This is a genomic window from Streptomyces sp. NPDC002958 (assembly GCF_055563255.1).
In genome coordinates this window covers 371,303-384,176 of record NZ_JBVHDS010000001.1, presented here as the reverse complement: position 1 = coordinate 384,176, position 12,874 = coordinate 371,303, and the positions used below count along the sequence as shown (strand labels likewise).

Sequence of the window (12,874 nt, the reverse complement as noted above, 5' to 3'; positions counted from 1 at the left end):
TGGGTGAACTACATGATCCGTCGTCGCCGCGATGCGAGGAAGGCGTCCACGGAGAACGACGCGGCGCCACCGAGCACCAGCGGCAGCCAGGCCATGAGGTAGGCCAGGTCGTTGCCGAGGAAGTACGGCTCGGCCTGCCAGCTCACCGTCAGCCACAGGCTCAGCGAGATCAACGCCCCGCCGAGCGCGGCGAGCCGCGCCCACAGCCCGATGAGGGTGCCGATGCCGACGGCGAGTTCACCGATGGCGATGGCGTACCCGAAGGCGCCGGGGTTCTTCAGCGCGAGGTCGACGAGGGCCGGGATCGCGGACGAGTCGCGTACCCCCTGCATCGTCTCACCGATGGAGCCGGGGCCACTCGCGTGGAAGAAGGAACTGTCCATCAGTTTGTAGAGCCCGGAGTAGATGAAGGTGACACCGAGGAAGATGCGCAGGAGCAGCAGGGCGTGCTCCCGCGCCAGCTCCTTGATCCCTCTCGACTCACCCAGACCGCGTACGTTCGTGCTGAGATCCTGCATGTGGCTGCCCACCTTCCGTAGACCTATCAACAGACCATACGTACGCGGTTGGCGCGCTGCTCACTCGGTGGGTCGTCCGGTCGGCCGGTATCCACCACCCTCTCGGCCGGTCATGGGTTCGGGCCGTCAGTCCGTCACATCGATCTCGACCCGGTTCGTCTCCACTCCGGCAGCGGTCACGACCTGCACCTCCACCCGCCCCGGTTCCACCTCCACCGGTACCGGCACGGTGAGCACGCTGTCGGTCGGGTTGGCGAAGCCGCCCGTGACCGGGATCAGCGGCACATGCACATGGACCCGGCCGATTCGTACGACCATGCGGGCCAACCGGTCCGGCGCCCCGGCGCCGGGCGGCACGAAGCCCGCCCCCCGGATCTCGATGTCGTCGCCGGTACGGATCGGCGCGTCCAGATCCCCGGCCTCACGGGCCCGGACCACCGAGAGCACCACCGGGCGCCCGCCCTCCGCGTACTTCCCGGCGAAATACGCGACCGCCGAGACGGTGACCAGCAGCGCAAGCCCCCACGGCAGGTCGGGCAGTTGTTCGGGCCTGCGGGCGAGGCGGACCGCAGCGAACAGGACGGCGACGGTGCTCACCAGCACGTACTGCACATCCGTGAAGCTGCCCCGCCCGGAGTCGTCGGTGAGCAGATCGGCGGCGCGCGGCCGGTCGGCCCGCAGCTTCTGCAGCCGCCCCGACAGGGCCCGTACGGTCACCACCCGGCGTACGACGACGGCGACGGCGCACACCAGCGCCAGGACGGTCACCACCCCGGCGCCCCGGGCCAGATCCAGCCCCTCGATCAGTTCGTCGCGCTCGGCATGGCCGGAGGCGCCCGCCAGCTGGAGCGCCAGCACGAGTACGGAGAAGACCGCGAGCAGCACCCAGGACGCGGCGACCGCCCGGGAGGTGGAGAGCCGGTTGTCCTCGCCGATCACCGGGGCGAGGAGGCCGCCGCGGGCCCGGTGGACATGGGCGGCTCCGGTGAGCAGGACCGCGGTGACGAGGCCGGCGATCAGTCCCGCCGTGCGGGCGTTGTTCCAGCCCGCACCGATGGCGGTGGCGGCCTCGGCGACGACCAGCACGGCGACGCTTGCCCACACCACGATCAGGGTGCGCCGCCACACCCGGTACAGCCAGACGTCGCCCGCTTCCCGGCCCCGTTCGGCGACGGTCCTGGCGGACTGGGTCAGCTCGTCGGAGACCCACTGCCGGGTCGCGGAGGCGGACTGGGCGACCCCGGGCGGCACCCCTTGACCTGCGACGAGTTCGTCCCGCTTGGCCAGGAAGGCGGCCACCGCACGCCGGTGACCTTCGCGCGCCCCGTGCGGGCAGTCGCCGCACGTACAGCCACCGCCGTGCGTGCTGCTCGCCCTCGCCTCGTCCAACGCCACGGAGAACGCCGCCCTTTCAAGCCCCGGTCCAGCCAACTCAGCTGTGATTTCTGCGCATTGTGCCGTACGGAAGGGCATCGGCCCGCATCGGGGCGGCTCGTCGGCGCGTATCGTCAGAATGTGCGACTGATCCGGCGCCACAGCGGCTGGTAGTTGATCCAGGCCACCAGATCGCTGCCGAGTTGCTCACGGGTGGCGACCGCGTCCCGGTGCTCGATCAGCACCGGCTTTCCGGCCGCCCGCGCGGCCAGCTGCACCTGGCAGGAGCGCTCCAGCGCGATGAACCACCAGGCGGCGGCGTCCACCGAGTTGCCGACAGTCAGCAGCCCGTGGTTGCGCAGCACGATCGCCTTGTGACCGCCGAGCGCGGCGGCGATGCGGCGCCCCTCCTCCTCGTCCACGACAACCCCGGTGTACGCGTCGTACAGCACATGGTCTTCGTAGAAGGCGCAGGATTCCTGGGTGATCGGTTCGATGAGCTCGCCGAGCGCGGACAGGGCCCGCCCGTGCACGGAGTGGGTGTGCGCGACGGCGACGACATCCGGGCGGGCCCGGTGCACCTGTGCGTGGACGGCGAACGCCGCCTGATTGACGTGGTGCCGCCCCTCGACGACCTGCCCTTCCCCGTTGGCCAGGATCAGCTCGTCCGGCGCGAGCCCGTCGAAGGGGGCCCCGAAGGGGTTGACCCAGAAGCAGCTGGTGAACTCCGGGTCCCGCACGGTGATGTGACCGGAGACGCCGTCCTCGTAGCCGTATTCCCCGAACAGCCGGAGCGCCCCGGCCAGCCGTTCCTTGCGGTACGCGCGCTCCTCCTCCACCGACTCGTGGACGGGCGGCATCGCGAAGTGGAGCTGGTCCACAGGTATGGGTGTGGGCTCGGGCATGGCGACTCCTCGGGGCTCCCAGGGCGTACGGGATCGGAAGTTACCGCCGGTTGCCCGAGGTGGCCAGAGCGAGCACGTACCGATTCATGCACCCGTCCGGGTACGGGCTCGGGGCCCTTTCAGGCGCTGAGCACGAGGTAGGCGAGGCCGAGCGTTCCCCGGTAACCCCCGTAGTAGCCGGTGCGGCGCTCGTCGACCGCCGCGACGACACCGTCGCGCAGCGGATGCCCGGGGTTGGCCAGCGCCCACCGCTCGCCCCGTCCGATGTTGGCGTTCGCCTCGAAGAGGTCCCATTCGCGCTGGTCGGCGACGGTCACCTGGAGCGGCCGCAGCCCGACGGCCTCGGCCTGCCGGATCAGCTCCAGCAGCGAACCGAAGTCTCCCGGCTCGGCCCCCAGCCCGGCCAGCGCCCGTTCGGACGGCTCGCGCTCCCAGAACCCTTCCCCGAACAGCACCCGCCCGCCGGGCCGCACAGCCGCCCGCAGGGCCTTGAGTGCCTCGGGGGTGGACCCGGGCCACGCATGCGAGGCGCCGATGGACACCGCCAGGTCGTAACCGTCGTCAGCCCACTCGGCGACGGGCATCCCATGGATCCGTACGCGCTCCGCGAGCCCCCGCTCCCCGGCGAGCGCCTGCCCCCGCGCCACGGCCTCGGGATCGGTATCGACGCCGTCCCCGGTACTCCCGGGCGCCGACTCCACCAGCCTCATCAGCAGCTCGCCCCAACCGCTGCCGAAGTCCACGATCCGCGCCCCGGGCCCGGGAGCGCAGGCATCGACGAGCTGAGCGGCATGTTCCTCGGAGAGCGGGGTGTTCCAGGTCAGGCGGTCGTTGCGGGCGGCGGACATCAGGGCGCGAATCTCATCGGCAGACATGAGGGCGAAGCCTGCCACGGATAGCGGGAGCGGTTCTCCCCAATTTTTTTACGGGCGGCGGCGGTTGATCGCAGTGAGGTCGATCTCGATGGGGAAGGGCACGTCCAGCTTCAGCTGGTTGTGATGGATGCCGGTGGCCACGTAAGCCCTGAGCGCGGGATCGAGTTCGTAGACGTACACGACCGGCAGGCCCTCGTTCTGCTCCACCCGCCAGAAGTGCCGCACGCCTGCGGCGGCGTACTTGCGGGGCTTGACCTCACGGTCCCTGTCTTCCGATTCCTCAGAGACGACCTCCACGGCCAGAATGACGTCCTCCGGCCGAAGCCACGTATCTTTTGGACCGGTGTCGGCCCCGAGAGGAACCACGAGCACGTGCGGCTCAGGTCGGTTCCGCTTGTTCAGCCTGATGCTGAATTCCCGGAAGACATCGAGATCGTCCGGGGCCTGGTCAAGAAGTGCGTTTTCCAGCAGACGCATGGTTCGCATATGAAACTTGGTCTGCGGACTCATGAAAACGAGGCTCCCGTCGATCAACTCCGTGCGCCTCGGCAGGTTCGGCAGCCGGTCGAGGTCCTCAGCCGTCCAGCCGCCGGGCGGGGGGACCGGATAGTTGTACTTCTCGTCCAACTCGAACTCGGGTGCGGCGCTCATGATTGCTCCCATAGGAGTGAGTCTCGTCTCTTGAGCCAGCGTACTCAGCGGATACGGCAATGCCGCCGCTCGGACGAATGAGCGACGGCATCACGTTGACCCTGCGGGGAGCGTCACTCCCACTCGATGGTGCCCGGCGGCTTGCTCGTCACGTCGAGCACGACGCGGTTGACGTCGGCGACCTCGTTGGTGATGCGAGTCGAGATCTTGGCGAGGGTCTCGTACGGCAGACGCGACCAGTCGGCCGTCATGGCGTCCTCGGAGGAGACCGGACGCAGGACGATCGGGTGGCCGTAGGTGCGGCCGTCGCCCTGGACGCCGACCGAGCGGACATCGGCGAGCAGGACCACCGGACACTGCCAGATGTCACGGTCCAGACCGGCCGCGGTCAGCTCCTCGCGGGCGATGGCGTCGGCCTCACGGAGCAGGTCGAGCCGCTCCTTGGTGACCTCGCCGACGATACGGATGCCGAGGCCGGGGCCGGGGAACGGCTGGCGCTGGACGATCTCGTCGGGCAGACCGAGCTCCTGGCCAACCATCCGGACCTCGTCCTTGAACAGCTGGCGCAGCGGCTCGACGAGCTGGAACTCGATGTCGTCGGGGAGACCGCCCACGTTGTGGTGCGACTTGATGTTGGCGGTGCCGGTACCGCCGCCGGACTCGACGACGTCCGGGTAGAGCGTGCCCTGGACGAGGAACGCGACGTCCTCGCCGGCCGCACCCGCCTCGGCGACGAGCTCGGCCTGGGCCTGCTCGAAGACGCGGATGAACTCACGGCCGATGATCTTCCGCTTCTGCTCGGGGTCGGAGACCCCGGCCAGCGCGTTCAGGAAGCGCTCCTCGGCGTCGACGACCTTCAGCTGGACGCCGGTGGCGGCCACGAAGTCCTTCTCGACCTGCTCCGTCTCGTCCTTGCGCATCAGGCCGTGGTCGACGTACACGCAGGTCAGCTGGGAGCCGATGGCCTTCTGCACAAGGGCTGCGGCGACCGCGGAGTCCACACCGCCGGACAGGCCGCAGATGGCGCGCTTGGTGCCGACCTGCTCGCGGATCAGCGCGATCTGCTCCTCGACCACATTGGTCGTGGTCCAGGTCGGCTCGATGCCGGCGCCGCGATAGAGGAAGTGCTCCAGGACCTGCTGGCCGTGCGTGGAGTGCAGGACCTCGGGGTGGTACTGGACGCCGTAGAGCTTCTTCTCATCGTTCTCGAAGGCGGCGACCGGCACGACGTCCGTGGACGCGGTGACGGTGAAGCCCTCGGGAGCGGCGGAGCAGGCGTCGCCGTGCGACATCCAGACCGACTGCTCGGCGGGCGTGCCCTCGAAGAGCGTGGAGCCGGACTTGGAGACGGTGAGCGGGGTGCGGCCGTACTCACGGGCACCGTTGTCGTCGACGGTGCCGCCGAGCGTGGTGGCCATCAGCTGGAAGCCGTAGCACATGCCGAAGACCGGAACCCCTGCCTCGAACAGCGCACGGTCGAGGGAGGGCGCGCCCTCCGCGTACACCGAGGAGGGACCGCCGGACAGGATGATCGCCCGGGGGTTCTTGGCCAGCATCTCGGCCACCGGCATCGTGGACGGGACGATCTCGCTGTAGACCCGGGCCTCACGGACGCGTCGGGCGATGAGCTGGGCGTACTGCGCCCCGAAGTCGACAACGAGGACCACGTCGGTGGCGATGTCGGGAGCGGCGGCGGGGGGTGCTGCTGGCACGTGGCGGCCTTCCGGCGGTGAAAGGGGGTCGGTTTTGTCGATTCTACCGGGGTTGCGGAGGCGGCCGTCGTCACGTCCGGACGGGGTGCGGGAAGCGCGGGCTCCGGACCCGGGCCCGGACGGCGTCTCAGCATCCGGGCCCGGTGTTGGCCCACCCGCGCCGACAGGGTAATACTGAGATTCATGCGACAGCACACGACCTTCGTCTTTACCTATGGCATCCGGCCCGCCGGCTGCCATGGTCGTGCTGCTTGATCCACTGACAAGCAACGTTCCAGGCGCCCCGGGCCGAAAGGCCCGGGGCGTTCTGGCGTTCCGGACCGGTCGGATTCGGGGGCCGCACCCCACGAGGAGTCACCACCATGACCAGCACCGGCACTGCGAAGACCGTCGCCGAGAAGACCGGCGCGCACACCGACGAGGCCGCCGCACGGATCGACAACGCGAGGTCCCGCATCGACGCGCTCGACGACCGGATCATCGGACTCGTCCAGGAACGGATGGCCCTCTCGGCCGTCGTCCAGGAGGCCCGGATCAGCTCCGGCGGCCGTCGGATCAGCCTTTCCCGCGAGATGGAGATCCTCGGCCGGTACCGGGAGGCGCTCGGCAAGCCCGGCACCTCCCTCGCCATGACGCTGCTGGAGCTGTGCCGCGGACGGGTCTGACGCCCTGCGGCTCGGGGTGTCCGGGCGTATCCCAGTTCGGGCCGACTCTCACCCGTACGGCGCGTGACCGGGGCCGCCGTGGCTTCGTTGGTCCCGGTGTCCGTGCCAGCCAGGGGCGGCTTTGGAAAACCACGCGTGGCTCCGCTGGAGCGTGTGGCGTACTGCAGGTACGCCGTGGGACCGCGCTTCAGCGTGCGTGACCGGTCGGCAGGGGACAGCAGCCCGGTCACCCCAAGAACGGTCGGCTCCGGGGACGCCCGGAGCCGGCCGTATCCGGTCGAAGACGGTCTGCGCGGGGAGCAGCCGTCCGGCTCGGTGCCGAGGCCGCGTCCCGGTGCTGATCACGCGGGGCCCCGCGGACCGCTTGCCGGTCCGCGGGGCCCTTGCTCATGCCGCCGGTGCCGGGCGGCGGGCGTCCATCCGCCGCAGTCGGCGGTCAGCAGGCCGGCTGCGGCGCGGTGCGACTCTCGGGTACATGGTTCTCACCGAGGTCGGTGGGTGCTGTGCGACCGCCGTGACGGCGACACGAGTTCGACCGCGTGACCCCGCCAACAGTTGTGCGACCACAGATCGAGGATGAAGCACGGCGGAAAACGTGAGTGCCCTCACATAAGGATTCTGTGAGCATCCGGACAACCATTGCGGCGCACCACGGGTCAACCATGCGGAACCACCGGCCCCGCCCGTGCCCCGGCACAGAAGGCCCGCCCCGATATCCGTGCCGCTCTCAGCGGTGCACCGGACTTCGGGCGGCGCCGCGGGAACGGTGACACCGACGCGTGACACGTTCCGTCACCGTACGCATGAAGGGGCTGCACTCGGAGGGGGGTGCAGCCCCTTCTGCCGTGCCGGTTCGCCGCTACCGCTGCGGCTTCCCCCTCGGCGGGACGGCCGGCAGCCCGAGGAACGGCAGCTTCAGCGCGCCGAAGGCATCCTTCGGCACCGCCGGTGCCTGCGGCTCGACCGCGGCCAGCCGTTCGTACGCCTCGCCCTGTGCCGGACGCGGGTCCGCCTCGCCCTTGTTGGGCCAGAAGGACATCGCGCGCTCGGCCTGTGCGGTGATGGTGAGCGATGGGTTGACGCCGAGGTTCGCGGAGACCGCCGCGCCGTCGACCACCGAGATGCCGGGGTGGCCGTAGAGCCGGTGGTACGGGTCGATCACCCCGTCCTCGGCGCTCGCGCCGATGGGGCAGCCGCCGAGGAAGTGCGCCGTGAGCGGGGTGCCCATCAGCTCACCGATGTTCGAACCGGCGAATCCGTTGATCTCGTCGGCGAGCAGTGAGGCGCCGCGCGTCGCCTCCGCGATCTGTGTCGGGTTGGGTGCGCCGTGCCCCTGCCGGGCGGTGAGCAGGCCCTTGCCGATGCCGCCCGGCTTGCGGTACGTCGTCAGGGAGTTGTCCAGCGACTGCATGACGAGCCCGATGATGGTCCGCTCCGACCAGCGGCGGTTGGAGAGCGACCGCAGGGCGAGGGCCGGGTGCTTGGCCACGTTGCCGAGCCAGCCCAGCACCCGGCGGCTGCCGTACGGCACCTGGAGGATGGACATCACACCCATCGCGTTGGAGCCCTTGCCGTAGCGGACCGGCTCGATGTGGGTGCTCTCGTCGGGGTGGATCGAGGAGGTGATCGCGACGCCCTGGGTGAAGTCGGCCTTCGCGGTGCCGTGCTTCTTGCGGTAGCGCCGGTCGCTGGTCTGCGAACCGACGAGCGCCTCGGAGTTGGTGCGGGTCAGCTCGCCGAGCCGGTCCGAGAGCCGGGGCAGCAGGCCCCGGTCCTTCATGGCGTGCAGCAGGGTCTGTGTTCCGTACGTGCCCGCCGCGACGACCACCTTGCGGGCGCGCAGCAGCGTCGGCTTCGCCTTCTTTTTTCGGCAATCGGTGGGGACGGTGGTGACGTGGTAGCCGCCCTCCGGATCGTCCGTGATCCCGACGACGGAGGTCATCGGGTGGATGACGGCTCCGGCCTTTTCGGCGAGGTGGAGGTAGTTCTCGTTGAGGGTGTTCTTCGCGCCGTGGCGGCAGCCCGTCATGCATTCGCCGCACTCGGTGCAGGCCTTGCGGGCGGGACCCGCGCCACCGAAGTACGGGTCTGCGACCGTGCCGCCGGGCTTCGCCCTCGCCGTACCGTCGGCGTCCTTGCCGTCGCCGAAGAAGACGCCGACCGGTGCGAGATGGAAGGTGTCGCCGACGCCCATGGCCTGTGCGGCCGCCTTCAGATGGACGTCGGAGGGGGTCATCGTAGGGTTGAGCCGGACTCCAAGCATCCGCTTGGCCTGGTCGTAGTGCGGCTTCAGCTCGTCCTGCCAGTCGGTGATGGATGCCCACTGCCGGTCCTCGAAGAACGGCGCCGGGGGTACGTACAGCGTGTTCGCGTAGTTGAGCGAGCCGCCGCCGACGCCCGCACCGGCCAGCACCATCACATTGCCGAGCAGATGCACGCGCTGGATGCCGTAGAGCCCGAGTGCGGGGGCCCACAGATAGTTCTTGATGTCCCAGGAGTTCTTGGGAAGGGTGCCGGGGCTGAAGCGGCGGCCTGCCTCCAGGACTCCGACCCGGTATCCCTTCTCGGTCAGCCGCAGCGCCGAGACCGCACCGCCGAAGCCCGAGCCGACGACCAGGACGTCGTAGTCGTACGCGGCATCGTCGTCGCTCCCTTCCGGCGAAGCGGGCCGCTTCTGGGCAGGGCTGTCCTGGGACATGGCTCTCCTCGGCACGAAAAGGGCAGAAAGTGCAGCGGCGTTACGGGGTCAGCGCAGGCGGAACGCCTTCATCGCCTTCAGGCTGCGCGTCATGAACGCCGCGTACTTCTCGTCGTCCATGCCGAAGGACGGGGCGAGCGGAATCAGCCGCTGCTGGGCGACGGTCTGTGCCTCGGTGAACTTGAGGATGCCCTCGGAGCCGTGCCGTCGCCCCAGACCGGAGTCCTTCATGCCGCCCATCGGGGACTGCACACTGCCGTACGCGGGGGCGTACCCCTCGTTGATGTTGACCGTGCCGGTCCGCAGCCGGGCGGCGACCTGGTGGCCGCGCTTGGAGTCCTTGGTCCAGACGCTCGAATTCAGGCCGTACGGGGTGGCGTTGGCGAGGGCGATGACCTCGTCCTCGTCGGTGAAGCGGTAGATGGAGACGACCGGGCCGAAGGTCTCCTCGCTGCAGACGGCCATCGGCGCCTCGACGCCGTCGAGGATGGTCGGCTCGTAGAAGAGGGGGCCGATGTCGGGGCGGGCGGCCCCGCCCGCGACGAGCTTGGCGCCCTTCTCGACGGCCTCCGCGACGTGCCGGGTGACGGTCTCCAGCTGGCGCTCGCCGACCAGGCAGCCCATGTCGGCGCCGTAGGCGAGGGAGTTGCCGAGCCGCATGGCCTTCGTACGGGTGGCGAAGCGGGCCACGAAATCGTCGGCGACCGACTCGTGGACGTACAGCCGCTCGATGGAGATGCAGAGCTGACCGGCTGAGGAGAAGCAGGCTCGGACGGCGCCCGCGGCGGCCTTCTCCACATCGGCGTCCCGCAGGACAAGCATGGCGTTCTTGCCGCCGAGCTCCAGCGAGACCCCGACGAGCCGGGCCGCCGCACCCTTCGCGACCTCACGGCCGGTACGGGTGGAACCGGTGAACGAGACATAGTCGGCGTGCTTGACGACTTCGGGGCCGACCACCGGTCCGTCACCGAGAACCACCTGGAACACCTCGGCGGGCAGCCCGGCCTCGATCAGCAGGTCCCGGGCCCACAGCGCGGTCAGCGCGGTCTCCGTGTCGGGCTTCATCACGACGGCGTTGCCGGAGACGAACGCGGGCAGCGCATCGCCGACGGACAACTCGAGCGGGTAGTTCCACGGCGCGATCTGACCGATGACGCCGCGCGGCTGGCGCAGCTCGGTGACCTTGGTGAGGGTCGGGACGACTCCGGTGTGGCGCTTCGGCTTGAGATACGAGCCGGCCGTGCGCCCGTAGTGGCGGGCCACGACGGCGACGGCCTGCACCTCCTCGTGGGCGTGCAGTCGGGCCTTGCCGGTCTCCAGCTGGATGAGGTCGAGCACCTCGGCCTGGCGGCTGAGCACGAGGTCGTGGAAGCGGAGCAGCACGGCTGCCCTGGCACGGACGGGTGTGGCGGCCCAGGCCGGCTGGGCGGCCCGGGCCCGCTCGAAGGCCGTCGCCACATCCTCGGGGGTGGCCTCGGGCAGGTCGGCCAGCTTCTCCCCGGTGAAGGGGGTGTGGTTGGCCGTACGGCCGGAGCCGACCACACCGCGGGTCAGCTGGGCGATCACCTCGGGTGTCACCACATCGGCGGCGGTGCGCACGCCCGCGGGGGCGGGCGCCACGGGGTTGGTGCCGGCTGCGGCTGCGGAGGTGGACGTGGAGGCCTGCGAGTCCGTCATGAGGGCGAGAGTACGTCCAGCCGCACGCTTTGGGTACCCGTGAGTAACAGGTTTTCACAGTCCTCACAAACAAGCCAGTGATCACTGGCAACAAAGCCCCTGATCAGGACCCCTGTGGTCGCCGCACGGTCCGGCAGCCTCAGTCGGAGCTGCCGGGCGCACGCCATCCGCGCAGCATCGTGTCGAACTGTTCCCGGGTCGTGTCCCAGTCCGAAGCCGGACCCGTCATGTACATCGCGTACTCCGGGCCGCCCGTCTCCCCGTAGTACATCTGGTCGATCGCATGGCGCGGGCCCGGATGGTCCTTGGTCTCGGTCCAGGTGAACTCCCAGAGCGAGCCCTCCCGGTCGCGGTACGTATTGGAGTGCAGGGTCTTGCGCTGGTACCCGGGCAGCCGCTTGGCGAGCTGCTCCTCCAGGTTCAGCATGTGCATGTAGGAGTTCTCGAAGTCGGGCGCCGGGTCGATGCTGATCCGGATGTAATGCACACCGTTGTCCGGGGTGTAGTCGATCTGATTGCCGTCCGCCCTGCGCTCCCAGCCGTCGGGCACGATCAGGCTGAAGCCCTCGGGGTCGTTCACCCGGTGCCAGCCCTCGGGGACGCCGTTCCCAGAGGGATCGGGCTTCGGCACGGGCGAAGTGCCGGACTTCTTGGGGGTGTCGGTCGCGTGCGTGCCCGTGCTGCTCCGTTCGGTGGCGCCGTCCGCACGGTCCCCATACTTCATCGCGGCGAGCCCCGCGCCGCCGCCGACCAGCGCGGCTGCGGCGATGACCAGCGCCGCCGTACGCCACCGGCTCCGGCTGCGCCGGGTCACCGGGGGCGACGACGGGGCGGTGGAAGCGGCCACGGGGTGGGACAGCCGATCCGTACCGGACGTGCCGTCCGGGCCCAGCGAGCGCAGGACCTCGTCCGGGACACGCTGCGTCGGTACGTACGCCTGGGCGGCCCGGGGTTCGCGGCCCTCCATGGCCTCCAGCAGCATGCGCTCCGTCTCCGCCGCCGACGGCCGGTCGTCGGGGTCCTTGCGGAGCAGCGCGGTGATCACGGATGCCAGCGGGCCAGCCTGCCCGGGCGGCGGCGGGTCCTCGGTGACGACGGCCTGCATGGTGGAGATCGGGGACGTGCGGCGGAACGGCGAGCGCCCTTCGACCGCGGTGTAGAGCGTGGCGCCGAGGGACCACAGATCCGACGCAGGGCCCGGATCGCCACCGCGTACCCGTTCGGGCGCCAGATAGTCGATGGACCCGACCAGTTCACCGGTCCTGGTGATGGTCGAATCGCCCTCTATGGCCGCGATCCCGAAGTCGGTGAGCAGCACCCGGCCGTCACTGGCGAGGAGTACATTGCCCGGCTTCACGTCCCGGTGCAGAACCCCCGCATCGTGTGCGGCGCGCAGGGCGCCCAGCACATGGAGGCCGATCCTGGCGGCCTCGCGCGGCTCGATCTCGCCGGATTCCTTGGCCGCGTCGGCGAGTGACGGACCGTCGACGTACTGCATGACGATCCAGGGCCGGTTGTCGTACTCGATCACGTCATGGACCGTGACCACGCCCGGATGTGTGATCCGGGCGGCCGCACGAGCCTCCTTCTGCGTGCGGGCGTGCAGCACGATCCGGTCGGCCTCGGCGACGTACAGCCCTGCGGTCAGCTCCTTGACGGCGACCGTGCGGTGCAGCACCTCGTCGTGGGCCCGCCAGACCTTGCCCATGCCGCCGCGTCCGAGGACTTCGCCGAGCCGATACCTTCCGGCCAGCAACAGTCCCGTGTCCGTGCCCTGTGATCGATCCACGTATACCCGT

10 protein-coding genes are annotated in these 12,874 nt (G+C 70.0%); 1 reads left to right on the top strand and 9 read right to left on the bottom strand.

The genetic code is table 11. The features are described from left to right. Positions 1–8: 8 nt before the first annotated feature. The 6 genes from ACZ3IC_RS01835 to guaA all read right to left on the bottom strand — a co-directional run bounded on the left by ACZ3IC_RS01835 (position 9) and on the right by guaA (position 6,035). Complete coding sequence (locus tag ACZ3IC_RS01835) at positions 9–518, bottom strand: DoxX family protein (RefSeq protein WP_467411556.1); 510 nt, start codon at positions 516–518, stop codon at positions 9–11. A gap of 126 nt (positions 519–644) precedes the next feature. Beyond that, positions 645–1,913: a hypothetical protein gene (locus tag ACZ3IC_RS01830; RefSeq protein ID WP_467411555.1), complete on the bottom strand. Its 1,269-nt coding sequence runs from the start codon at positions 1,911–1,913 to the stop codon at positions 645–647. Between the two features lie 113 nt (positions 1,914–2,026). Further along, the gene (locus ACZ3IC_RS01825) at positions 2,027–2,797 is read right to left on the bottom strand and encodes a class II aldolase/adducin family protein (RefSeq protein ID WP_467411554.1); all 771 of its coding nucleotides are present in this window, start codon (positions 2,795–2,797) and stop codon (positions 2,027–2,029) included. 119 nt (positions 2,798–2,916) lie between these two features. Next, positions 2,917–3,672: an SAM-dependent methyltransferase gene (locus ACZ3IC_RS01820; protein WP_467411552.1), complete on the bottom strand. Its 756-nt coding sequence runs from the start codon at positions 3,670–3,672 to the stop codon at positions 2,917–2,919. 48 nt (positions 3,673–3,720) lie between these two features. Beyond that, a complete protein-coding gene (locus tag ACZ3IC_RS01815; RefSeq protein ID WP_467411551.1) occupies positions 3,721–4,323 on the bottom strand; it encodes a Uma2 family endonuclease in 603 nt (200 codons plus the stop codon). Between the two features lie 113 nt (positions 4,324–4,436). Next, complete coding sequence (guaA, locus tag ACZ3IC_RS01810; RefSeq protein ID WP_467411549.1) at positions 4,437–6,035, bottom strand: glutamine-hydrolyzing GMP synthase; 1,599 nt, start codon at positions 6,033–6,035, stop codon at positions 4,437–4,439. A 362-nt stretch (positions 6,036–6,397) separates the two neighbouring features. Between guaA and ACZ3IC_RS01805 the strand changes: the two genes are divergently transcribed. Then, positions 6,398–6,700 carry a chorismate mutase gene (locus ACZ3IC_RS01805; protein WP_467411548.1) on the top strand — a complete coding sequence of 101 codons (303 nt, stop codon included), beginning with the start codon at positions 6,398–6,400 and terminating at the stop codon, positions 6,698–6,700. Positions 6,701–7,559: 859 nt separating this feature from the next. Here the strand turns inward: ACZ3IC_RS01805 and ACZ3IC_RS01800 are convergent. The 3 genes from ACZ3IC_RS01800 to ACZ3IC_RS01790 all read right to left on the bottom strand — a co-directional run bounded on the left by ACZ3IC_RS01800 (position 7,560) and on the right by ACZ3IC_RS01790 (position 12,864). Further along, positions 7,560–9,398 (bottom strand): GMC oxidoreductase, encoded by a 1,839-nt coding sequence (locus tag ACZ3IC_RS01800; RefSeq protein WP_467411547.1) that lies wholly within the window; start codon positions 9,396–9,398, stop codon positions 7,560–7,562. 48 nt (positions 9,399–9,446) lie between these two features. Next, complete coding sequence (locus ACZ3IC_RS01795) at positions 9,447–11,075, bottom strand: succinic semialdehyde dehydrogenase (RefSeq protein WP_467411545.1); 1,629 nt, start codon at positions 11,073–11,075, stop codon at positions 9,447–9,449. 139 nt (positions 11,076–11,214) lie between these two features. Further along, positions 11,215–12,864 carry a serine/threonine-protein kinase gene (locus tag ACZ3IC_RS01790; protein ID WP_467411544.1) on the bottom strand — a complete coding sequence of 550 codons (1,650 nt, stop codon included), beginning with the start codon at positions 12,862–12,864 and terminating at the stop codon, positions 11,215–11,217. Positions 12,865–12,874 lie beyond the last annotated feature (10 nt).

Bases quoted from the DNA above. Each gene is read 5' to 3' on its own strand.
- ACZ3IC_RS01835 (WP_467411556.1), bottom strand. From the start codon at position 518: ATGCAGGATCTCAGCACGAACGTACGCGGTCTGGGTGAGTCGAGAGGG.
- ACZ3IC_RS01825 (WP_467411554.1), bottom strand. From the start codon at position 2,797: ATGCCCGAGCCCACACCCATACCTGTGGACCAGCTCCACTTCGCGATG.
- ACZ3IC_RS01820 (WP_467411552.1), bottom strand. From the start codon at position 3,672: ATGTCTGCCGATGAGATTCGCGCCCTGATGTCCGCCGCCCGCAACGAC.
- ACZ3IC_RS01815 (WP_467411551.1), bottom strand. From the start codon at position 4,323: ATGAGCGCCGCACCCGAGTTCGAGTTGGACGAGAAGTACAACTATCCG.
- ACZ3IC_RS01805 (WP_467411548.1), top strand. From the start codon at position 6,398: ATGACCAGCACCGGCACTGCGAAGACCGTCGCCGAGAAGACCGGCGCG.
- ACZ3IC_RS01800 (WP_467411547.1), bottom strand. From the start codon at position 9,398: ATGTCCCAGGACAGCCCTGCCCAGAAGCGGCCCGCTTCGCCGGAAGGG.
- ACZ3IC_RS01795 (WP_467411545.1), bottom strand. From the start codon at position 11,075: ATGACGGACTCGCAGGCCTCCACGTCCACCTCCGCAGCCGCAGCCGGC.